This window comes from Paraclostridium tenue (genome assembly GCF_039521565.1).
Classification (GTDB): Bacteria; Bacillota; Clostridia; order Peptostreptococcales; family Peptostreptococcaceae; genus Paraclostridium; species Paraclostridium tenue.
This window is the reverse complement of sequence record NZ_BAAACP010000025.1, coordinates 1-24308: the sequence shown is the minus strand read 5'-3', so window position 1 is coordinate 24308 and position 24308 is coordinate 1. Positions and strand designations below refer to the sequence as shown.

Genomic DNA, 24308 nt, shown 5'->3' with positions numbered 1-24308 from the left:
TTTAGTTTATATTCCTAATTTATCAATATATAACTTAACAAAATTAATATTTTTATATCTCTCCATTAATTTAATTATTTTTTATATAAGATTTATAATTTTTTAAAATTATATTTTCATTTTTATATAATTCATTTATAGTTTCTTTTAATACAGATTGGCTATCATAACTAAGTGTAAATCCTTTGCAATTTAAGGTATCTATGCATATATCATAAATTTCTGTTTCATCATATCCACTAAAATCAAGATATAATGGAAATCTATAATTTAAAGATTGATTTTGTAAAACTACCTCATCCATACCTTCTTTATTTCCAGACAATACTAATATTATTTTGTTTTTATTACTATCAATAAATTTTATAAGCATAGATATTATTTCACTGTAATTATATTCATTTTTAAGCAAATCAAATTTATCTATTAAAACCATTTTGCCTATAGATTTATTTAATACATCTTCCAAATCTAACCCATTATTTATATTAGATAATATCTCATCTTTATCTATTTCTACAATACTTTTAGCTTTTAAAATACCCTTGCTATAATACATTTCAGCTAATATGTTAAGTACTGATTTTTTCCCTGTACCTACATCTCCTGTGAATATCATATTTTTATATTTAGTTATATTGTTTCTTTTTCCTAGTTTTTCTCTTTTTTCTTGTATTTTTAAAAACTTATATTGATTTTTTAAAAACTCTTTAGCTTTATTATTTCCTTTTAATTCTTGTAATTTTTCTTCTAAGTTAAATGTATTTTCATATTCTAATACATTTATTTTTTCTATATCTTTAACTGTTATTAAATTCATTTCATAAACACTTATTTCTTCTTCAGCAATTCTAATACTTTGATTTCTAATTAGGCTTTCTACATAATTTCTAACCATTCTACCATTTCCTGATTGTGAATCTGCTTCCTCGTAAATAGATTCAAAGCTCTTTTTAAGAGACAAATAAGCATTTTTAGATAATTTAAATCCTTTATTTTCTATTAATTTTATGGACATTTCTAATAATTCATTAGGGTTATAATCTTTAAATACTGTCCATATAGGAAATCTTGATTTAAGACCTATATTAACGTCAAAGAAATCTTCCATTTCTTCTTCATATCCAGCAAGAATTACTACAACATCTTGTCCATAATCTTCAATTAATTTAAGCAATGTTTCTATAGCTTCTCTACCTAATGAGTCATTAGCTAGTGTATAAGCTTCATCTATAAATAACACTCCACCAATAGCTTCTTTAAATTTTTCTTCTGTTTTTCTTGATGTTTGTCCAGGTATTTCTGAAACAAAACTAGACCTATCTGTTTCTATAAGCTGACCTACCTTTAAAAGACCCATACTATTTAACATTTCTGCAACTAATCTAGCTATACTAGTTTTTCCTGTACCAGGATTACCTGCAAAAACCATGTTTAAATTTTGCTCTATTTTTGTATTTACTCCAGCTGATTTTCTTTTTTCTTGTGCTACTATTAATTTATATTGACTTCTTAGTAAACTTTTAACTTCATTTAATCCTACTATTTCGCTTAATCTTGCTTCTAAGTCAAATTTTGTTTTTGCTTTAAAATTAAAGTTATCTCTTTCTAATAAGTCGATTTGCTTTGATTTGTCAGTTAAGTATTTTTTAGAAGCGTCAAGTATAGCATTTTCAACTATATTTCTAACAAATCTGGCATTACCTAAATCGTTTTTACCACTTATTTGATTTTTAGCAAATAAGTCTATTAAATCATGTTTAACATTTTTAGCAATTCTATATCCTTTAGATTTAGCAATATTGACAGCTATCTCATACATCTGTATTGGAGTATAATCATGAAAGTGAATAATATTTGCAAATCTTGATTTAAGACCTGGATTAAATGTTAAAAATTCCTCCATATCATTTTCATATCCCGCAAGAATTACTATTAAATCATCTCTATTATCCTCTACTCCTTTAAGTAATGCATCAACTATTTCCTTACCTACCTTGTCATCCTCACTCTCACATAAAGAATAAGCTTCATCTATAAATAACACGCCACCAATAGAAGAATTTATAATATCTATCGTTCTTTTAGAAATATCCAATGTATTTTCTGATACAAAATCTGCTTTACTAACTTCTTTGTATACTCCTCTAGATAATATTCCAAGTGCATTTAAATACTCAAAAGTCACTCTAGCAGCATTGGTTTTACCTGTACCTGCATTACCTGCAAATATCATATTTAAAGATATATTTGAAGTTTTAAGTCCTAATCTTTCTCTTATCTTTTGGACTTTATAATTATTTTTTACATTGTTAAGGAAGTTTTTTAAATCTTCAATTCCAATTATAGAATTTAATTTATACTCTGCTTCTTCAAGAGTTGGCATTGAATAAGTACTTAAATTAAACTCTTCTTTATTTAATTTGCAATATATATCATTTTCTTTTACGTATATTATTATAGTTGTTCCTGCTTTTACTTGTTCTTCTCTTATAAAATTAGTTAATGGTCTACTTAACTTATATGATACGTATTCACTTATACCAAAGTTTGAATCTTTTTTATAAGTTTCTTGCAAAAATCTACATATACCAAAATATTCATCATCTTTATCATCTTCATTTATATCCAATGTGATTTTTATATTATATTCTAGTTCTTTATTTTTGATAGTTTTTAAAACTTCTTTTTTTACTATTTTATTTCTTTCAATAGTATTAAGAGGTTTTGTATGTAATATATTATCTACATTAGATTTAAAAGTTTTATTAAAATATTTATCTAACTCAAAATCTTCATCATTGCTAATATAGACTAAAAATTTATTATGACAAACTATTTTATTTATTTTATCTTTATCTTGCACATCTGCTCTTACTAAAAATTTGTTTTTTATAATATATTCATCATTTAGATTAAAACAAGTATTTGGATATACACTAGATAATACATGTAATATTTCACTACTTGCTTTTTCTATATTTTTAAACATCACACAAGCAGAGTTAGATCCTAACTTTTCATACAAGTCTGTTAAAAATGCATTATATCCTAAATTAAAATTATATGATCCTAAATCTATTTCATCTACCTGTGAATTTTCTATTACATCTGTATCTTTAAGATATTCAAATATTCGTCTTATACTAGTTTTTTTTGCTGTTTCTTTTTCTCCTACTAAAACTAATATTCCTTTTTCTTCTTTTGTAAGTTTATCTCTAAAGTACTTACATAAGTCATTAATGAAATTATTTTGACCTATAAGTTCTTTATTTAAACTTTTTTGAATTTCTATAAATTTATCATTTATATCAGTCATTTGTATCATCTCCTTAAAAGTTATAAGTATAACTTTGTTTCTAATCTTCTATCATAATCCGACCAACCATCACCATCTGAATTTGACTTTATCTGAGTTATTTTATTCATTGTAGCATCTATACCATCTGCAAAATTTAATATGAATGATTCTTCCATATTGCATTCTCTAGGTGAACCATACTCAAGCTTTCCATGATGTTGTACAATACAACCTTTAATTCTTCTTATGAAATCCTCACTAAATTTATAATCCATTTCATTTATTGCTCGATCTATAAGTTGAACTCCAATAGTTATATGTCCTTCTAGTTCCCCTTGTAATGTGTATTTAAATGGTCCATTAAAGTCTAATTCATAAAGCTTTCCTATATCATGTAATTTTGCACTTAATATTGCTATTTCTTTATGTTTGCAATCATACCTATCACAAAGTACTTTAGTTAGATGCATAACTCCCAATGTGTGTTCAGCTAATCCACCTATATAGTTATGGTGCATACTTACCCCACCTATGCCCATCTTAAACTTTTCCAAAAATTCTTTATTTTCAAAAAAGTATTTATTTAGCATTTTACCTTCTTCTGATTTTATATACTCATTACTTAAATTATCTATATCTTTCATTATATCTTCTATAGGTCTTTTTACCGTTGGAAGATAATCATCTAATTCATAATTATCATTAATTATATTTATATTTTTAACTTCATCCATAGTTGGTTCTTTTTTACTATCTATTTCTATAACTTGTCCTGGCTTTAATTTGAACTTATTAGATATTCTAGCTTTTATTTGCTCACTTCTATCAGTAAGTATATAAGTTGTCATATTACTATCTTTGTGTATTTTTTTCATTACCATAAGTGATGTTTTAAATTGTTTATTCATTTCTATATCTTTTAAAAATAGGTTCTTATGTGTCATAATATTAACTCCTTTTTTATTAATTAATAAATTTTAGCAATCTAGCTTTTACAACAATTTAAATTTAATATTTTTAAGCTAAGTAATATTTAATTAGTTATAATTTAAACAGTATATCTTTTATTACCTCAGCTGCTAAAACTAATCCACCACTTGGAGACATAAAAGATATACTTCCAGGTAATATTCTATGTCCATTTGATACTTTTTCTTTTAACTCTATTGGTTGTTCTGTTGAAAAAACTACTTTTAAATTATCTATTCCTCTATCTCTTAATTCTTTTCTCATTACTTTAGCAAGTGGACATGTATGTGTATTTGATATATTACTTACTTCAATTTTAGTTGGATTTAACTTATTTCCCATTCCCATAGAACTAATGATAGGTATATTTCTTTTGATACATTCTTCAACCAAATGTATTTTAGATGAAACCATATCTATTGCATCTACTACATAATCATAATTATTATTAAATATACTCTGACTAGTTTCATTATTAAATATTACTTTTATATCATTTACATTTACATTTTTATTTATATCCTTTAATCTTTCTTTTACTACCTTTACCTTATCTTTTCCTATATTTGAATTAAGACCTGGAAGTTGCCTATTTATATCTGTTATTTCAACTTCTGAATAATCTACTATTGTTATATTACCAATACCAGCTCTAACTAAAGCTTCTACACAAAAGCTTCCTACTCCACCCACACCTACTATTAATACATGTGAATTTTTAAGTTTATCTATTCCTTCTTTGCCTATTATAAGTTCTGTTCTTGTTGTAAATTTTTTTTCCATATAAAATACTCCTTTTATCTTGTATCTTAATTAGTATTTGCAAAATGTGTAAACTATATTAATTAGATATTTTTAAGTCATTTTATACAATATAAAAAGCTAAAATTAAATTAAACTTATTCTTTTTAATAATTTTTTATAATACACTAAATTTTTATGTTATTATTAATATAATGAATTTTAGAAGGAGGATATTTATGAGGATACTATTCACAGAGTGGGCTATGAATATAGCTGAACAAACTAAGGTTAGAAGTACTTGTGTATCTAGACAGGTTGGTGCGGTTATTTGCATGGATAAACAAATAATAAGTACAGGTTATAATGGAGCTCCTTCTGGTGCTATACATTGCACAGATATAGGTTATTGTGAAAGAAGAAAAAGAGATATCCCATCAGGTCAGGGACTAGAACTGTGTAGGGCTGGTCATGCTGAAGCCAATGCTATTATTCAATGTGCTAAAAATGGAACTAGCTGTAATGGAGCTGTTTTATACGTTACAACTCAGCCATGTGTATTTTGTTGCATATCTATAATACAAGCTGGTATAAAGAAGGTAGTGTTTAAAGGTGAATATCCTACAGGTTTAGGGCTTCAACTTCTAGAAGAATCTGGTGTTGAGTATATAAAGTACGAAAATGAACTTGAAAATGAAAGACAAGCTACTGAATTAAAAAAACTAAGCGAGACTAAAAGAATTGAAAAATTTTTAGAAACTCCTAAAAAATATTAATAGTAATTTCTGTAATAAAAAAAATATCTAAGTAATTATAATTACTTAGATATTTTTTTCTATAATAAATCCATATTTTTTAAAATCTCTATCTTATTCATATTAGTCATCTCAATATTTATAGGAGTTATTGATATATAACCATTTTCAGTTACACTTATATCACTATTCTCTTCTTGAACAATCTCTTTTATTTTTCCTCCTATCCAAACATATCTTTTACCATATGGACTTAATCTTTCTTCTATATCATTTTCATATTTTCTTATACCTAATTTAGTTATTTTAAATCCTTTTACATCTTTATCTGGTATATTTACATTTAATATACAATCATCAAATATGTGCATATCATTTTTAATATTATTAACAAGATTAACTACATAATCAGAAGCTTTTTTGTATTTTTCTTTTGATACTTTAAATGAATCATAAGAGATAGCTATTGATGGCTTATTTTGTATAAGACCTTCTATAGCTGCAGATACAGTTCCTGAATATATAACATCAGTTCCAAGATTTGCTCCATTATTTATTCCACTTAAAACTAAATCTATATTTACATCTTTAAAAATAGATTCTATACCTAGCTTAACACAATCTGCAGGAGTTCCACTTATAGAGTACGCTTTAATATTATCATCTATATATTCTTCATTAATCATTATTGGATTATGTATTGTTATCGCATGTCCTGTAGCACTTCTTTGAGTATCTGGAGCAACTACATAAACATTAGCTACATCCTTTATTGCTTTAGCTAATTCAATTATCCCATCAGCTTGAATTCCATCATCATTAGTTATTAATATATTCATAAATCTACTCCTAAATTTTTAATTTTAAAATCTTTTCTTCCTTTTATTTTAATATTATATTATTTATTTAAAATTCCTTCTATAAAATTTTTTATAAAATAAAAAAGCATCCAACTTAATGGATGCTTCGAATTTATATAATTATTGTTCATTTATACTTTCTAATTGATTTTCTAATAATCCAGCCCCTGCTGCTAATATAAATGGAACTATCATTAAACTTCCTAATACTATTGTCATATATAATCACTCCCAATGTTTTATTTATTTGATAAGTCTATTATATATGCTTAATCTTAAAAAAGCCTTGCACTAAACTTAAATAATTCTTACAGTTTTGATAGGTTTATTTCTATTGTATTTTTCTTTTAATAATCGATAGAATAAAAAAAGAAAACTAAATAAATCAAATTTAAATTCCATACTATAAATATTTAACCTTTTAGAGTCTCACTGCAAATAGCATTTAAGCTCTCAAAGATATTTATCTCCTTAAGGAGATCTGTTTTAAATCTAAAAGTTGATTTGTTTAGTTTTCTATAATATATTTATACCTCGTTTTATTTAAAATAAACATCTTTTTAGAAAATTTTTCAAATAAATAAAATAAAAAAGGAGTATCTTTAGCTTAGATGCTCCTTTTGCTGTTTATTTAGTAATTTAAATTAACATCTTTAAATTTTTTATAATAATTATATTAATTCTAAATACTTAGAACTGACATAACCAAGCCCTTTATTACCTTTAAAACCTTCTATACTAACCCATCCATTTAAACAGTATTGTAAATTAAGGATATCTCCATATTTAACTTGTCCTATAACATTATGTTCGACTCCTCTATCATATCTTACATTTAATACATCTACTATTACCTTAGCTTTTCTTCCTGAATAATCTCCATTTGCAAAACCTTCATCTGGATTTGTAGACTCTTTCCAAGTAACACCATTAAATTTACATATTCCTTTTGCTATTGCTTTAGCAAATTTGTCTTTATTATTCATTATTAAGTTATAATCTTCTTGATTTGTTATAAATCCTAATTCAACTAGACAAGCTGGCATATTAGTTTCTCTTACAATATGCAAATTACCTTCTTTAACACCTCTATTTTTAGTATAAAGACCTTCTTTTATTAACTCATCTTGTATAGCATCGGCTAAGGCTCTATACTGAAATTTATAACAATAAGTTTCTAAACCTTGAACAGTTGAATTGTCAGAAGAATTACAATGTATAGATACAAAACTGTTAACACCTAAATTATTGGCATTATTAGTTCTTTCTGTTAAACTTAAAAATATATCTGTAGTTCTAGTATTCATATTTTCTATATCCTGACCTTCTAGATACCTATTTATTCTATTAGTCACATCTAAAATTATATCCTTTTCAAATACATTATTAACTCCTAATGCTCCACTATCTTTTCCACCATGTCCTGCATCTAACATATTTTTTTTCATAATTAATACCTCCTAAAACTTTATTATTTTTTATTTATAAAGATAAATAGAGTTCATTTATAAGCCTTGTTCATTAACTAAAATAACTAAAATTTTTAAAGTGTTGCTCTATAAAATATGATTTTTTTCTAAAATTTGTTAAATAAAATTAAAGAAATCGTTAAATTTCTCCACTTTTATTCTTATTTTTTATATTTGATTTTTTGTTATCTTATTCTAATTATTCTAATGCTTCTACTAGTCTAACTATAGTTAAGTACTAAATATTAATTTATTTAAATCATTTTTAGTAAATTTTAAATTTAAATTACTAGCTTTGTTTTTCTTAATTCTATAATTTCTGTGCTATATGTTCAAATATCATTAGAAAGTCATTTTCTAACAAATTTAAAACTTCTTCTTTGCATAAAAACAACACCTATTTAGGTGTTTTGTTAATTGTTCTAATCTTAATTTTTTATAAGGTATTAAAATCTACTGTAAAATTTGTTGAGTTAGTTTTAATATAAAGATAAGTATGAATAAACGCTCTAATGTGCTAAAAGAAATGGATAAAGAAAAGCCTAATAAATTAAGTAATTTACTATTAATAATGTCAGTCTTTAGTTAGTAAAAATCTTTATTTTGCATAAATGTAAGTTACAAGTCAGTAAGTAAATCACCATAAATAGAAATATTTAAACTAAATACAAGTAATATGCTTATTTCTATATATTAAACATATTACTTGTAAGATTAATTTTACTCATATACTGAATATTTTTCCCATATTTGTTCTAAATCATCAAAGTATGATTTTATATCTTCTTTTTCCTTCATTCCTATAGATACTACAAGTGCATTACAGATACTAAGTGCTGGAACTAACGAATCAACAAATGATGCCATATTACTTTTAACTAAAAGAGTAGTATCTGATATTGTAGCTATTGGAGCAAATAAACTATCTGTTATAGATATTACATGAGCTCCTTTGCCTTTTGCATAATCTACAACTTGATAACTTTTCGTTGAGTATCTAGGGAAACTTATAGCAACAACTACGTCTTCTTCTGTAACTCTTACTACTTGTTCAAAAGCATCTCCCATATCCATTCTTATAATATGTACATTGTCTAATATTATATCTAAGTAAAATCCTAAATATTGAGCTATACTAAATGAACTTCTCATCCCTAATATATATATTTTTCTAGCTTTTAAAAGTTTATCCGAAGCTTGTTGGAATGTTTCTTCATCCAAATCATCTAAAGTATGTCTTATATTGTCTATATCACTTTTTAATACTTTATTTAATATTTTACAATCATCTGAGTATTCTTGATTCATTTCAACTCTTTGTACTGTGGTTAACTTATTTTTTATAAGTTCTTGAAGTGCATCTTGAAGTTTAGGATATCCTGAAAATCCTAAAGCATTTGCAAATCTTACTACAGTAGATTCACTTACCCCTACTTCTTCTCCAAGTTTTGAAGCTGTCATAAATGCTACTTTATCATAATTTGATATTAAGTATTGAGCTATAAGTTTTTGCCCTTTACTAAGTCTTGGATATTGTTTTTGAATATCATCAATTAACTGTTTACTATCTTTAAAATCTTTAGTTTCGTTCATATTTATCTCCTCATATCTACTAATGATTTTTAATTTACATATTAATCTTTAACTTTGTTTTTCATATAACAAATATATTATATCACCTTTTTATATATTTTGAATAATATATAAGCTTTTTATCATAATAAATTAATGAAAGTTGTTATAACTGCAGAATTAAAAAATTCTATAAATAATGCACCTACTAAAGGTAGTATAAAAAATGCACTTGGAGATGGACCATACTTGTTTGTTACTGATTCCATATTAGCTATCCCATTAGGTGTAGCTCCCATACCAAAACCACAATGTCCTGCTGATAATACTGCTGATTTATAATCCCTTCCCATAATTCTAAATGTAACAAAGTATGCAAATATAGCCATTAAAATAGTTTGTAAAGATAATAAAGTTATTATTGGTATAGCTAAGTCTACAAGTTCCCATAATTTTAAACTACACATTGCCATTGACAAAAAAAGTGATAAGCAAATTGAACCAATGCTAGATACTTCTGATTCTGATATAGTCCATATTTCTTTTATATCTGAAATATTTCTCATTATAGCAGAAACTATCATTGCTCCTATATATCCAGGCATCGTTATCCCTATTTCAGAAAATATATTTGATACTATCGTTCCAAGTCCCATAGCTATTATTATTTGCATAGATGCATTTACTAAATTGCTTTCAGATAGTTTTTTTGAAATTTCACAACAAGTTCCATCATCTTCTAAACTAACTTCAGCTAATTCTTCGTAATTACTTTTTTCATATTCCTCTGGTCTTAAGTTAAACTTTTCAATTAATTTATTAGCTAAAGGCCCTCCTATAATACTACCTGCAACTAATCCAAAAGTTGCACAAGCCATAGCTATGCTAAGTGCTCCTTCTAATCCATTAGCTTCTATAAGTGGACCAAAAGCTCCTGATGCTCCATGTCCTCCAGTCATAGATACAGATCCTGCAATAAGCCCAAGTAATGGATTAACCCCAATAATTTTAGCAGATATTACTCCTAAAAAATTTTGTGATAAAACTAATAAAACTGCCACAATTAAAAATTTAATAACTGCTGAACCACCTTTTTTTAAAACTTTGAAACTTGCAGTAAATCCAACAGTCGTAAAAAATGCTGTCATAAGAATATTTTGAAGAGTTGTATCAAATGAAATTGCAACTATATTATTTTGCCTTAGTATAAATGCTATAATTGCAAAAGAAAATCCACCAACCACAGGTGCTGGTATACAATATTTTTTAAATATATTGACTCTTTCTTTTATAAAAGAGCCTATAATAAGTACAATAGTAGTAAATGCAATACTTTGAACTATATCTAAATTCATTGTAAGCATTTTTAATTCACTTGAAAATTCAAACATACAATCCCCACCTTTAATTTTCTACTGTATCCGTTACAATTCGATGAATCAATTTAATAATTAAATTCTTTTGATTTTATTTTCTGAAAATTTACAGTAAAAATTTTTCATATTTTAAGTTTTAATAGTAAATTATCTTAAAATATGAAAACTCATTTTCACTTTATATTTTTTTAATTAATACTTTCTTTTTTAATTAGCATAAGCAATTAATGAACACCCAAGTTCAAAAGCTCTTTCATTTAAATTTTCAGTCCCTTTAGGAACTCTAGCTAATATAGCTTTTTTTAACATTTGTTTATCTATACCTTCTAATAACTCATTTATAACCCCTAATGCAACTATATTAGAAACCATAGATTTCCCAAGCTTATTTTTACTACTTTCTATTATAGGTACATTAAATATTTCCATTTTTCTTTTTTCTAAATTATTTATTTCTACAGTAGAGTCTACGATTACAATTCCATCTTCTTTTACAGTGTTAATATACTCATTAAAAGATTTTTGTGTTAAACACAATAGTATATCAGCTTTTCTAACTTTTGGAAAATTTATATCCCCATCACTTATTATAACTTCAGCTTTACTTGCTCCACCTCTTGCTTCAGGGCCATATGATTGAGTTTGAACAGAGTTTAAATTTGATAAAATTGCTCCTTCTGCAAGTATTATACCAGCTAAAATAAGCCCTTGACCACCAGAACCACTAAGTCTTATTTCTTTTCTCATATTCATATCTCCTTATAATCATTTTACCCTTTCTATTATTTTTTCATATTCTTTAGTATACTCTGGCATCTCAACATCTCTAAATATACCATAGAAGTTTTTATTTTCTAATTTCTCTTTAGGCAACTTATCTTTTAATGCTATATCTACATAGTTATCTTTTAATAAATTCATAAGAGCAACGGCAGACCCTTTTTTATTTTTTCTGCCATAATAAGTTGGACATATGCTCATTCCTTCTACTACAGAAAATCCTTTATGACTTATCCCCTTTTTTATATATTCTATCATTTGCTTTGCATGATATGCAGTTCCTCTTGCTACAAATGTAGCTCCTGCACCTTTTGACAACTCGCATATATCAAATGGTTTATCTATATTTCCATATGGAGCTGTTGTTGCAAAATCATTAGTATTAGTTGTAGGAGAATACTGCCCTCCAGTCATGCCATATATATTATTATTAAATACTATAGTTGTTATATCTATATTTCTTCTACATGCATGTATAAGGTGATTTCCTCCTATAGCTGTACAATCTCCATCTCCAGTTACAACTATAACATGCATATTAGGATTTGCAAATTTAACTCCTGTTGCAAATGGTATTGCTCTACCATGAGTAGTATGAAGTGTATTAAAATCTAAATATCCAGATGCTCTTGATGAGCATCCTATTCCTGATACTATGCATACTTTATCTTTATCAAGATTTAATTCTTCTATAGCTTGTGCTATTGATCTCATAAGAATTCCATGACCACATCCAGGACACCATATATGCGGTAATCTATCTGCTCTAAAATTATTTTCTATAATGCTACTTGGCATTTTACCACCTCCATAACTTTATCTATTACTTCATCTGGCGTTATAATATCTCCATTGTACTTATTAATGCCAATTACATTACACTCTTTATGAGCTGCTCTTTTAACTTCTAGTAGCATTTGACCATAGTTTAATTCTGGAACATATATATTTTGAACATTCTTACTTAACATATTTACTTTTTCTTCTGGGAATGGCCAAACTGTTTTTATCGTAAATAATCCAGCTTTTATCCCTTTATCTCTTAAAGTGTCTACTGCATCTTTTGTGCATCTACTCATACAACCAAAAGTTATAAATAGTTCTTCACAGTCATCTACTTTATATTCTTCATAAATTAATATATCATCTAAATTTTTATCTATCTTTTTCATTAATCTATCCATTAGTAATTGAGTTTGTTTTGTACTGTTTGTTGGGAATCCTGTTTCATCGTGCATAAGACCTGTTACATGATATCTATATCCATCTGAGAAGTTTGCTATTGGTGGCACTAGAGTTGATTGGTCATATATTTTATAATCATTTTTATCTATATTAATTTTCATTCTATTATATACTTCAAGTTCATCTTCTTCAGGCATTTCTACTTTTTCTCTCATATGCCCTATTACTTCATCTAATAATAAAATTACAGGTGTTCTATATTTTTCTGAAAAATTAAAAGCTTTAACAGTTAAATCAAATGTATCTCTTACTGTTGTTGGTGATAATGCTATTATAGGATGGTCTCCATGAGTTCCCCACTTAGCTTGCATTAAATCTCCTTGAGCTGGGGATGTAGGAAGCCCTGTACTTGGCCCACACCTTTGAACATTTACTATTACACATGGTATTTCAGCAAGTGAGGCATATCCAATATTTTCTTGCTTTAACGAAAATCCTGGCCCACTAGTAGCAGTCATAGATTTAAGTCCTGTAAGAGATGCTCCTATAGTAGCTGCCATAGATGCGATTTCATCTTCCATTTGTATAAATTTACCACCTACTTTTGGTAACATAAATGAGGAAATTTCCGCTATTTCTGTAGATGGTGTTATTGGATAACCTGCAAAAAACTTCATACCTGCATATAATGCTCCATGTACACAAGCTTCATTTCCTTGTAACAATTTAACCTTCTTACACATACCATTTCCCCCCTTGTTAATTTTCATCCTTAGATATATAAATAGCATAATCTGGACATCTAAGTTCACATAATCCACAAAGTATGCATTTTTCTATATCTTCTACACCTATTATGTTCTTCTCTAACTTTAAAATATTTTTAGGGCAGTATTCTACGCAAATACCACATCCTTTACACCAGTTAGTATTTAACACAAGTTTACCCTTTTTCAAAATTATCCCCCCAAAACTTTTACTTTCACTATAAATAGTAACGATTTTATATATAAAATGCAATTATTATTTCATTATTCACAATTTTTATTCAATTTTGCAATTTTAATTACTATAATTTCATAATCAACTTTTTAAATTACTATATAATATAAAATTAAAATTTAATTTTATATTAAACATATTGTATTTCCTTACTTTATATATATTTTATTTTTCAATTCAAATTTTTTCTTTATAACTTTATTTATACTTTATATTTTAAAAAATAATTTATCCAAATTTTTTCTTTCAATATAAAATAAAAAATACATCGTATACAATTTTAAATAATATACAAATTTTATTTCTTTTTATAAATTTCTATTCTTAATATAATGAGAATATAACATTTTATTAAAAAAGATATAGCTACTATATTTAAATATAGTAGCTATATCTTTTTTAATATTCTTTTTTCTTTTCTATAAGTATAAGTCTTGGTGGGTTATTTACTTGATTTACAAAATTGCAATTTAAAACATTAAAATTAGATTGATCTAATTTACTTGCATAATCAAAAACTGCATTACATTCATCCATTCCACCTTCATGTCCTGTATAAATAGCTATACTTATAACGCCATGTGGTTTTAATAAATTTAGACTTTTCTTTATAGCTTGAAGTGTTGTATCTGATTTAGTTATTATTTGGTGCTTGGCTCTAGGTAAATATCCCAAATTAAATAAAACACAGCTAACTTCATTTTTTACATATGCATCTATATTTTCATGTCCATCAAGAATTAAATTAACTCTATTTAGTAAATTTTCTTTTTCTAGTCTTTTTTTAGTACTTTTTATAGCTTCTTCTTGTACATCAAAGCTATAAACAACTCCATTTTCACCAACCTTTTGTGCAAGATATTTTGTATCATATCCATTGCCCATTGTAGCATCTATAACTGTATCACCTTCATTTATTACATCTTCAAGCAATACTTTATTCAAATCTGTAACTTTAGTTAAATATTTTGCTTTAATCATATTATACATCCTCTTATTTTAATTTCTTTAGATAATTTACTTCTTCTGTTGTTAAATGTCTATATTTACCTATCTCAACATCTTTTAATACAATTTTACCCATAGCTTTTCTTCTTAAGTTCATAACTGGATGATTTATAGCCTTACACATTTTTCTAACTTGTCTATTTCTTCCTTCATGAATTTTTATTTCACATACAGCATAATTTTTTTCAATATTTTTCTTAACTATCTTTATTTTAGCTGGAGAAGTTTTATAGTCTTCTATATATAATCCTTTTTCAAAGTTTATTATTTCATTTTGTGTTGGAATTCCTTTAACTGTAGCTATATAAGTTTTATCTACTTCATGTTTTGGATGAGTTAACTTATATGTCAAATCTCCATCATTAGTTAAAAGTAATAATCCACTAGTTTCGTAGTCTAATCTTCCTATAGGATACACTCTAGCATCTATATCTTTTACTAAATCTATAACACTTTTTCTATCAAATTGATCTTTAACAGTTGTTACATATCCTTCAGGTTTGTTTAACATTATGTATACTAATTTTTCTTCTAATCCAATTAACTTTCCATCCACTTCTACTTTATCTTTTTTTTCATTTATTTGAAATGATAATTCATTTATTAATTTTCCATTTACCTTAACTCTATTTTCAAGTATTAACTCTTCTGCCTTCCTTCTTGATGCTATTCCACAAGAAGCTATATATTTATTAATTCTCATGATGTTCTCCTTATATTTAAATTATTCACATTAGATTATTATACTATAATTTTTAAAATAATTTTATAATTTCATATTATTTTATTAATAATATTTGGCAAAATTAATAATATTATTATAAATACTCCTAAAGGAGGTACTATTTTGATTTCAAGAGATAATATTAAGTATTGTTTGTTTGTGGTGTTTATTTCTTTATTAATATATAAAGCTATAGACAATCCTTATGCATTTATATCAAGTATTAATGGAGTAATTAGATTTCTAAGTCCATTTATAATAGCTGTAATAATGTGCTTACTAATAAACCCTTTAATTATGTACTTAGAAAATAAATTTAAATTACCTAGACTTTTTAATATATTTATATCTTATATACTACTATTTTTATTATTAGGATTTGGACTTAATTTATTAATACCTTCATTATTAGATACTTTAAATACAATTATTTCAGAAATACCTAACTATATAAATAATATAGATTTATTTTTAAATAAGTATATGTCTAAAACAGATATATTTGATAATTTAATACCACACGTTCAACAAAATCTAGACTCTATATTAAAGAACATAGTTGATATATTAAGTAAAATTTCATCAAATCTTTTAATTTATATACTTAGTATAACATCTTTATTTTTTAATATGATAATAGGCATAATCTTATCTATATATATTTTATATGATAAGGAAGAAATATTGACCAATTTAAAAAAGCTATTATATTCTAGTGTATCTAAAAAAAGATCATCTAAAATAATTGAATTCTTTGATATAGTAAATGAAATTTTTTATCATTATATAATAGGAAAATTTATAGACTCAATAATTATAGGAGTAATAGCTTTTATAGGTTTTAAATTTTTTATAAATATAAAAAGTAGTATATTTTTATCATTTATTGTATTTATAACCAATATGATACCTTACTTTGGTCCTTTTATAGGTGCTATTTTCCCAATATTTATGACTTTGATTTATAGTCCTATAAAGGCTCTTTGGGTAGCATTATTTTTACTTGTACTACAACAAGTTGATGGAAATATAATAGGTCCTAAGGTTATGGGAGATTATGTAGGGCTTAGTCCTCTTTGGATAATTTGTGCTGTATTAATAGGAGGGTCTTTATTTGGATTAGTTGGCGTATTTTTATCAGTTCCTATAGCTGCTATTATTAAAGTGTATTTATGCAAGTATATAGATAAAAATTTAAATATAAAAAGTTCAAAATAAAAAAAGAGGTAATACCTCTTTTTTATTTTGAATCTATAATTTAATTAATTACCTAATCCTACATTACTTTGTGATATTTGATTATTTTCAAAATTTTGATTATTATCTTGTTGAGTAACTTGATCTTGATTTATGGTAGGATTATTTTGTAAATCTCCTGAATTTATTACATTATCAGTTGCATTTTGATTGTTTGTATCAAAACTACCATTTTGTTGGTTATTCTGATTTAATTGATTTTGATTTAATATGTTTTCTTGTTTTCTAGCTTCTTCTAATGCTTGTTGTTGAGCTTTTAATGCCTCATTATTAATTCGTTCTGTATCTTTTTTAATAGATTCTTTTGCACTTTCTTTTCTTTTTTTTGCTTGAGATAATTTCTCATTTAGCAAATTTTGGTATTCTTCTTTCATCTCCATTGCTTTTTCTCTGGCTTCTAAGCTTCCATCACTTAATTTTACTGTTTCATCTAATAGTTTTATTGCTTTATGATAATTTCCATCTTCTTTATATTTTATAGCTTTGCTTATGTTCATAGCTTGTATGTACATAGTTCTAGCATCATCATTTTCACTATCTTTATTTACTGCTTTTTGTAAGTATTCAATAGCTTCTTTATAGTCTCCTTTTTCTAATGCAGATTCGCCTAAACTAAACTCATTACCATCTTGAGATTTTTTAGAACATCCAACAGTCATAATGGAAATAATAGCTATTAATAATATAATTTTCTTCATTAAATCCCTCCTTATAGATATATATATTATCATAAATATATCATTTTAGGGAAAAATATATTTTTTTGTATTTTCTTAATGTTTGTTTTAATTAATAGTCTTTTAATTTATGTATTTATAAATATAAGACCACATGGTCTTATATTTATAAATAGTATGTTAAATTATTTAAACTTAAATCTATTATTTTTACATTTTTATTGATAGGCTTTATTCTATACTCATCTATTAATTTTTCTTGCGTTATTATTAATACTTCAGGTATTTCAAAAAAAGGTATAGTCGAATTTGTAATTTTATATGGCAAATTTTTATATTTACTTCCTTTAAAAACATCACTTAATTTTATATCTATCAATTTTTGTCTTAATTTTTTATCCTTATCTAAATATTCAATATATATATCATACTTATCTTTATCAATAGTTATATTTCTATAAAACCTTTTTATTTCATATCCTGATGCTTCCATCTTTAGCGCCACTTCTGAGCCTATTATTACTTTTAAAAGTTCTTTTCCCTTGTAAACTTTACCCCCATTTAAATAATATATCCCTGAACTATCTTTATACTCTCCATATGATATATTACATGGGTACTTTCTTAAAGTAAATTCTCTGCACATCTTCCTTAATGTCTTTTTGTAAGGAGATTTTACTATTTTTCTTTTTTTAGAAAAAAACTTATTAAATTGTTGCTCTGTTGCACATCTTAATTGGCTCATTAAAACTAATATCTCCTTTTCCATGCCTAACATTATGCTATTCTCCTTGATGTATATTATGACAAGTCTTAATTTCATTATATTAAATCTTTAGAATAAAATTTACACTTTATAAAAAAAAGTATAGACTTTCGTCTATACTTTTTTTATTTTATATAATTATTTCTTTTACTTCTTCTTCATTTTTATAACTTTTTAATTCTCTATATAATATAACCGCTGTTATAACAGTTGCTAAAAAGTCTGCAACTGGTTGTGCATACCAAACTCCATTTAATCCAAAAATCTTAGGTAATATTAATATCATAGGAATTAACAAAATTACTTGTCTAAGTAAACTAAGTACCATAGCAATCTTAGCCTTACCTATTGATTGAATATAATTTGAACCAGTTATTGATATACCTATTATTGGTAACATTAGTAAGTATATTCTAGCCCCATTTATTGATATTTCCATAAGTTTAGGATCTTTATTAAATAATCCTACTAAAACTTCTGGTATAGTTTGCACTAATAACCATCCAGTAGTCATTATAATTATTGCTAATAATGCAGATAACTTAAATGTTTTATTGGCTCTATCATATTGTTTGGCACCAAAATTAAATCCTATTATAGGTTGAGCTCCTTGATTAAGTCCAAATATAGGCATTAAAAATATCATAGATATAGATGATATAGTAGCCATTGCACCTATTGCCAAATCTCCACCATATGTTTTTAATGCATTGTTTGATATAACTTGAACTAAACTCGTAGCTAACTGCATAGCACATGGTGCTGATCCTATTGCAAAAATCATCTTTACTAATGATTTATCAAGTTTTAAACTAGATTTTTCAAATTTTAAATTAGATTTACCTTTTATATAATAAGTAAGTCCCCATATAGCTGTTACTATTTGTGATATAACTGTTGCAATTGCTGCTCCTTGTATACCTAATTTAAATACAAATATTAATAAAGCATCTAAAACTATATTTGTCATACAACCAGCAATCATTATCATAGCAGCTAGTTTAGGGTTTCCATCTCCTCTTATAGTGTTATTTAATGTGTAACCTAACATATTAAATATACTTCCACCTAGGATTATATATATATAATCTTTAGCATATTGAAGTGTTGCTTCACTTGCTCCAAATAATTTTAATATTATATCTCCAAATAGTATACCTAATATACTTATTATAAATCCGATAATTATTGATAATGATATACCATTTCCTATAATTATCTGAGCATCTTCTATTCTTTTTTGCCCTAATTTTATAGATATATTCGTAGTAGCACCTATACCTATAAGCATTGAAAAAGCTAAAATTATAGTCATTATAGGTAAACAAATTCCAACACCTGTTATAGCAAGCGGACCTACATTAGGTATATTACCAATAAAAATTCTATCAACTACATTGTAAAGTGCATTTACCATCATACCTATAATTGCAGGTACAGAATATTTTAGTAAAAGCTTTGGTATTGAATCTGTACCTAATATGTTTTCATTTTTCATATATTTCCTCCCTTATATTTTTGTACAAACTTTTTTAAGAAGAATCATTAATGTATTTCTTTCTTCTTCATTTAAATTAGCAGTTCTTTTTTCTTCTAACTTATCCATAATATTATATATAGTATTTTTAGCACACTTACCTTTGTCACTTAAATATATTTTGTAAGCTCTTTTGTCAATTTTATCTTTTTCCCTTATTAAAAACCCTTCTTTTTCTAGTTTTTTTATAGCTCTTGCAGTTGTACCTTTATCTATATTAAGTGAATCTGCAATTTCTTCTTGATTTTTACCATCACCCCTATAAAGTTCCAATAAAAACATTACTTGCCCTGATCCTATTCCTAAATCATTAAGTTCTTTAGATATAAATGCTCCACCTTTTCTGTATATTTGGGATATATATCTTCCAATATGTTCACACTCTTTATTCATATTAAAGCCTCCCCTAAAAATAAAAAATAGTTGCAGTAACAACTAATTTAGTATACATCAATTTAGTTGTCATTGCAACTATTTTTTATTTTAAAATTTTATTTATATATCCAAATATTCTTTTAACGTCTAAAAATATAAGAAGTCGCTTATATTTGCGACTTCTTCTTATAATTATTATTTTTTAGTAGTACTATCATTTTTATCTATGTTAACTTCAGTTTGCTTAATCTGTTCATTTTTACTATCTATACTAAGATTATCAAAATCTGTAACATCTATTGAACCCGATTGTCCTTTTTCATATCCAAACTTTACACTATCTCCTTCTTTAGTTAAAGGAACTTCATTTGACACCTTAGATGATACTAAAAGTATAGAATTTTTTAAGGTATCTACAGTAAAATAATAAGATGTATTCCCATCTACTACATCTGAATTTATTCGCTGAATTATTCCAGTTTTTGATTCCTTATTAGTTTCATTTTCTACTTCTATGTTATTTCCTTTTGATTTTAATTGTTCTTTATAATTTCTATACGCTTCTTCCGTAGTATCACCTATTCCAACAATATTAAAGTCTTCAACTGATACAAATGCCACCATTTTGACTAACCCAGCTTTATCTTTTAAAGACATTACATATGTAGATTTTCCTAATATATTATACATTACAGGGAATGTTGCTTCATAATTTTTTTCTTGAACTTTACCAGTTGCAGAGACCATAGCTGCAGTTTCAGTAGCACCTGGCTGTCTATATAATTTAGCTTCTTTAGTTCTAGTATCTACTAACATAAATCCTATTGTAGAATCATCTGCTCCAGCTGATGTTATTCCTGTATACCAATAAGATTTACCATCATCGCCATACACCAAAGATGTTCCTTCTGTAGCAACTAATACACCTTTTTCTGATATAACTGAATTTAAAAAGCCATTAATATATGTTCCCCAATCATTTATTTGATTTGTTATAAATTCTTGTGGCTGTATTCTATCTATCCATTTTGGTGCATTATTTATACCATAACTTTTAACTTCTCCTGTTTGAGCATCTACTGTTGCAATACCTTTAGCATTTTTACCTTCGTATCCAATAGCATTTTCATAAAGTGTAACTACCCAATATGGTTTTCCTTTATCATCTATTTCTAGAGTAAAATCTGTCATTCCTACATTAACATATCCTTTTAAATACATATGTCGTTTTAAATCTTGATGTAAATAAGCCTCTGGCTGATAAACGATTTTTATAGGCTTACCATCAACATCTTGTACTAATCTTATATCTTGAGGATTAGTAGCTGATACCATAACGTAGCCGTTTGTACCACTCATATTAGTAACCCATTTTATTAAATCTCTATGTACTAATGGTGCAACCCAATACAATTCCCCATCTATACTTTGTATATGAAACTTTCCAAGTTTCGATACACTACCTATTGCAGGAACTTCACCTAGTTTTTTATCTCCTAGTTTCATAGCCATTTCTTCATCAACTAATCTAATTTCATTTACACTTACAGGACTTACATCTTTAGTAAAGTTACTTTCTTTAACTTCTCCTAATAAATTTCTATAAGCTTTAGAATGTAATACAGGTGATGATGTTATAAATGGAACAATAATTATATAAATTATTAATGCTATAGCTATTGAGAAATTTGTTTTTGCTAATTTAGATGTTTTTTCTTCTTTATCAAACATCATGTCTAATACTCCAGCTACTACAAAAAATATGGCCAAAGTAGAAAATAGTGAAGTGAAATCCAACCTAAGTACAGGTAATTGTATTATTGCATATATTCCTACAATTACTAACGATATCCCATATGTTTGCAAAAACTTTTTCATTTATTACTCCTTCCTAATTTTTTTAATATTTTTAATATTTGTTAATATTGATTATATCCATTTTTTGCAAAAAAATAAATACCCCTAGTAATTATAAGGAGTATTTTAAAATAAATTTTATACACTACTTAAACTGTATTCAAATATTTTTTCCTTAGCTTTATATTCACTTAATAATCCCTCATATTCTAAGGTCAAATCACCATGATTAAAAAAGTCACTTGGTCTTATTGCATATGACGGTTTATCAAATAAACTTATATTGCTTTTCTCTAGCATATCTGCTACGAAATGAGAACACACGTACTTGTATTCAGCTTCTCTAGGTTTATTTCTAGATAAGTATATAAGTGCTAAAACATCATAATCATATTTGTTTCTATTTGCACTTACATTTAGTATGTTTTTATATAAATTATTATATTGTTCATTTGTTACATATAAAGAGTATACTCTACATCTTGTATTTGTTTTTATAGCATATAATCCTTCATTTATATTTTCTTCTACGAAACCTGCAAATAAAGGAGTTTTAGGATTTAATCTTCCAAATGAATACATAGGTCTTAAATCCTTATTAAGTGCTATTGATACGTGTGCGTAAGGAGTTTTGGTTATTCTTTTTATTAAATAAGAAAGAGCAGTTCCTGTATATGTTGTTATTATATATATCTTCTGCATTTTATTAACCCCCAAAATCTAACTTTATAATCTACTTTATGATAACTACTCTATTTTATCACCATTTTAATTAAACTTCAAATATTGTTTTTGTTATAAATTTAACTATCAATTGGATTTTAATTTAAATTTCCCTTTTTTGAATTTTATGTAAATTTACTGTTTTATTATTTATAATAAATATATATATGTATTATACCTTTATTTTATACAAGGTTGTTTCTTTTTACTTACCTTTTTTAAGAACTTGTCTAAAATAGTCTCATTTTTAATATTATTTAATATAATATAGTATATTTAAAATTTACGTATTATTATTATGATTTTTTAAAATAATATTAATGACAACTTTATTTTTTTAAGCAATCTATGGGAGGTAATTATATGAAACTTAGTCAAGAACAATTAATATTAAAAAGAGATAACAGATGTATAGAATGCGGTTGTAAACTAAATGGTTTATCTTATTCTAATTATTTTGAAATAAATACAAATATTAAAAACTTTAAATCTGATTTGTGCCCAAATTGTTTATCAAATAAAAAATAAGACTATACTTAAGTGTAGTCTTATTTTTTATTATTAATTTTTTTATTTATTTTATTTCCCAATATCCAAAATATTATTATTAATACTATTAAAGATGTAACTTTTATAGGATTTTTTATAAAACTTTCTATATCGTTGCCTATATAACTTATCACTAAAAACATTATAAATTTACCTAATATCATACCTGGCACAAAATTGCTTAATTTCATTTTTGATATGCCTGATGTTATAGTAACCAAAAAATCTGGTATAAAAGGACATAAATATGTTATAAATATCATACTAAACCCTTGTTTTTTTGCCCAAGCTTTAAAGTTATCTATTTTTTGATTATTTATTTTTTTTATAAATTTACAGTCAGAAAATTTACTACTTAATAAAAATAATGCAATAGAACCTATAACTGACCCTATCCAAGATATAAAAAAACCCATCCATACACCAAGTACAAACGCATTAGCTCCAATTATGGCAACAAGTGGCAATGCTGGTATAAAAGTTTCTATTAATATTATTACAAACCCTATAACAGCCACTAATAATTTATAATCTTTCAAGTTATATATTATTTGTTCCATATATTAACACCTGCCTAATTTACTAATTTATACTTTTAGTTAAAACTTTAATAGCTATTTTTAGTTTTCCTATTCTAAAATTATATATTCTTATATTTATACAATTAAACATAATAGTATATAATAAAAAAAGCTTTGTTCATCATAGTGAACAAAGCTTTTTACCATTTAATCATTTTTTGAATTAAATATTTCTTTATCTAGTTTTCCTAGTGAATTCCCCACTACTATAGATGATGTAGTAGCCCCGTTTACATTTATCATA

23 protein-coding genes are annotated in these 24308 nt (G+C 25.5%); 3 read left to right on the top strand and 20 right to left on the bottom strand.

The window, feature by feature from the left end; translation table 11 throughout:
• Positions 1-70: 70 nt before the first annotated feature.
• From ABFX13_RS13480 to ABFX13_RS13470, 3 genes are all read right to left on the bottom strand, one after another.
• The gene (locus ABFX13_RS13480) at positions 71-3319 is read right to left on the bottom strand and encodes an AAA family ATPase (RefSeq protein ID WP_346046918.1); all 3249 of its coding nucleotides are present in this window, start codon (positions 3317-3319) and stop codon (positions 71-73) included.
• Positions 3320-3339: 20 nt separating this feature from the next.
• Positions 3340-4245: an HD domain-containing protein gene (locus tag ABFX13_RS13475; protein WP_346046916.1), complete on the bottom strand. Its 906-nt coding sequence runs from the start codon at positions 4243-4245 to the stop codon at positions 3340-3342.
• A gap of 97 nt (positions 4246-4342) precedes the next feature.
• A complete protein-coding gene (locus ABFX13_RS13470; RefSeq protein WP_346046914.1) occupies positions 4343-5053 on the bottom strand; it encodes a tRNA threonylcarbamoyladenosine dehydratase in 711 nt (236 codons plus the stop codon).
• Positions 5054-5250: 197 nt separating this feature from the next.
• Here ABFX13_RS13470 and ABFX13_RS13465 point away from each other — a divergent pair, with 197 nt between their 5' ends.
• Positions 5251-5787: a deoxycytidylate deaminase gene (locus ABFX13_RS13465; protein ID WP_346046912.1), complete on the top strand. Its 537-nt coding sequence runs from the start codon at positions 5251-5253 to the stop codon at positions 5785-5787.
• A gap of 59 nt (positions 5788-5846) precedes the next feature.
• On the opposite strand, the gene surE is transcribed toward ABFX13_RS13465, so the two are convergent.
• The 10 genes from surE to ABFX13_RS13415 all read right to left on the bottom strand — a co-directional run bounded on the left by surE (position 5847) and on the right by ABFX13_RS13415 (position 15721).
• Positions 5847-6605 (bottom strand): 5'/3'-nucleotidase SurE, encoded by a 759-nt coding sequence (gene surE, locus ABFX13_RS13460; RefSeq protein ID WP_346046909.1) that lies wholly within the window; start codon positions 6603-6605, stop codon positions 5847-5849.
• Positions 6606-7297: 692 nt separating this feature from the next.
• Positions 7298-8074: an N-acetylmuramoyl-L-alanine amidase gene (locus ABFX13_RS13455; protein WP_346046907.1), complete on the bottom strand. Its 777-nt coding sequence runs from the start codon at positions 8072-8074 to the stop codon at positions 7298-7300.
• 741 nt (positions 8075-8815) lie between these two features.
• Positions 8816-9688, bottom strand: a complete 873-nt coding sequence (locus ABFX13_RS13450; protein WP_346046905.1) for a MurR/RpiR family transcriptional regulator — start codon at positions 9686-9688, stop codon at positions 8816-8818.
• A 122-nt stretch (positions 9689-9810) separates the two neighbouring features.
• Positions 9811-11058 (bottom strand): sodium/glutamate symporter, encoded by a 1248-nt coding sequence (gltS, locus tag ABFX13_RS13445; protein ID WP_346046903.1) that lies wholly within the window; start codon positions 11056-11058, stop codon positions 9811-9813.
• A gap of 192 nt (positions 11059-11250) precedes the next feature.
• Positions 11251-11790 carry a 2-oxoacid:acceptor oxidoreductase family protein gene (locus tag ABFX13_RS13440; RefSeq protein ID WP_346046901.1) on the bottom strand — a complete coding sequence of 180 codons (540 nt, stop codon included), beginning with the start codon at positions 11788-11790 and terminating at the stop codon, positions 11251-11253.
• Positions 11791-11808: 18 nt separating this feature from the next.
• Complete coding sequence (locus ABFX13_RS13435) at positions 11809-12621, bottom strand: 2-oxoacid:ferredoxin oxidoreductase subunit beta (RefSeq protein WP_346046899.1); 813 nt, start codon at positions 12619-12621, stop codon at positions 11809-11811.
• Positions 12603-13751 carry a 2-oxoacid:acceptor oxidoreductase subunit alpha gene (locus ABFX13_RS13430; protein ID WP_346046898.1) on the bottom strand — a complete coding sequence of 383 codons (1149 nt, stop codon included), beginning with the start codon at positions 13749-13751 and terminating at the stop codon, positions 12603-12605. The genes ABFX13_RS13435 and ABFX13_RS13430 overlap by 19 nt, the downstream gene beginning before the upstream one ends.
• A gap of 16 nt (positions 13752-13767) precedes the next feature.
• Entirely contained in the window at positions 13768-13965 is a 198-nt protein-coding gene (locus tag ABFX13_RS13425; RefSeq protein ID WP_346046896.1) for a 4Fe-4S binding protein, read from the bottom strand.
• 444 nt (positions 13966-14409) lie between these two features.
• Positions 14410-14991: a tRNA 5-(aminomethyl)-2-thiouridylate-methyltransferase MnmM gene (gene mnmM, locus ABFX13_RS13420; protein ID WP_346046894.1), complete on the bottom strand. Its 582-nt coding sequence runs from the start codon at positions 14989-14991 to the stop codon at positions 14410-14412.
• Between the two features lie 13 nt (positions 14992-15004).
• Positions 15005-15721, bottom strand: a complete 717-nt coding sequence (locus ABFX13_RS13415) for a pseudouridine synthase (protein WP_346046892.1) — start codon at positions 15719-15721, stop codon at positions 15005-15007.
• A 144-nt stretch (positions 15722-15865) separates the two neighbouring features.
• On the opposite strand from ABFX13_RS13415, the gene ABFX13_RS13410 reads away from it, so the two are divergent.
• Positions 15866-16960: an AI-2E family transporter gene (locus ABFX13_RS13410; protein WP_346046890.1), complete on the top strand. Its 1095-nt coding sequence runs from the start codon at positions 15866-15868 to the stop codon at positions 16958-16960.
• A gap of 44 nt (positions 16961-17004) precedes the next feature.
• Here ABFX13_RS13410 and ABFX13_RS13405 read toward each other — a convergent pair whose 3' ends face one another.
• The 6 genes from ABFX13_RS13405 to ABFX13_RS13380 all read right to left on the bottom strand — a co-directional run bounded on the left by ABFX13_RS13405 (position 17005) and on the right by ABFX13_RS13380 (position 22913).
• A complete protein-coding gene (locus ABFX13_RS13405) occupies positions 17005-17697 on the bottom strand; it encodes a tetratricopeptide repeat protein (protein ID WP_346046887.1) in 693 nt (230 codons plus the stop codon).
• Positions 17698-17842: 145 nt separating this feature from the next.
• Complete coding sequence (locus ABFX13_RS13400) at positions 17843-18454, bottom strand: hypothetical protein (RefSeq protein WP_346046885.1); 612 nt, start codon at positions 18452-18454, stop codon at positions 17843-17845.
• Positions 18455-18572: 118 nt separating this feature from the next.
• Positions 18573-19940 carry an MATE family efflux transporter gene (locus ABFX13_RS13395; protein ID WP_346046883.1) on the bottom strand — a complete coding sequence of 456 codons (1368 nt, stop codon included), beginning with the start codon at positions 19938-19940 and terminating at the stop codon, positions 18573-18575.
• Positions 19941-19952: 12 nt separating this feature from the next.
• Positions 19953-20372, bottom strand: coding sequence for a MarR family winged helix-turn-helix transcriptional regulator (locus ABFX13_RS13390; RefSeq protein ID WP_346046881.1), 420 nt, complete (start codon positions 20370-20372; stop codon positions 19953-19955).
• 177 nt (positions 20373-20549) lie between these two features.
• On the bottom strand, positions 20550-22232 hold the full coding sequence (locus tag ABFX13_RS13385; protein ID WP_346046880.1) for a hypothetical protein: 1683 nt from the start codon (positions 22230-22232) through the stop codon (positions 20550-20552).
• A 117-nt stretch (positions 22233-22349) separates the two neighbouring features.
• Complete coding sequence (locus ABFX13_RS13380) at positions 22350-22913, bottom strand: hypothetical protein (protein ID WP_346046879.1); 564 nt, start codon at positions 22911-22913, stop codon at positions 22350-22352.
• A 384-nt stretch (positions 22914-23297) separates the two neighbouring features.
• Here ABFX13_RS13380 and ABFX13_RS13375 point away from each other — a divergent pair, with 384 nt between their 5' ends.
• Entirely contained in the window at positions 23298-23462 is a 165-nt protein-coding gene (locus tag ABFX13_RS13375; RefSeq protein WP_346046876.1) for a hypothetical protein, read from the top strand.
• 20 nt (positions 23463-23482) lie between these two features.
• Here the strand turns inward: ABFX13_RS13375 and ABFX13_RS13370 are convergent, their stop codons facing one another.
• Positions 23483-24043 (bottom strand): TVP38/TMEM64 family protein, encoded by a 561-nt coding sequence (locus tag ABFX13_RS13370; protein ID WP_346046875.1) that lies wholly within the window; start codon positions 24041-24043, stop codon positions 23483-23485.
• Positions 24044-24308: the final 265 nt, after the last annotated feature.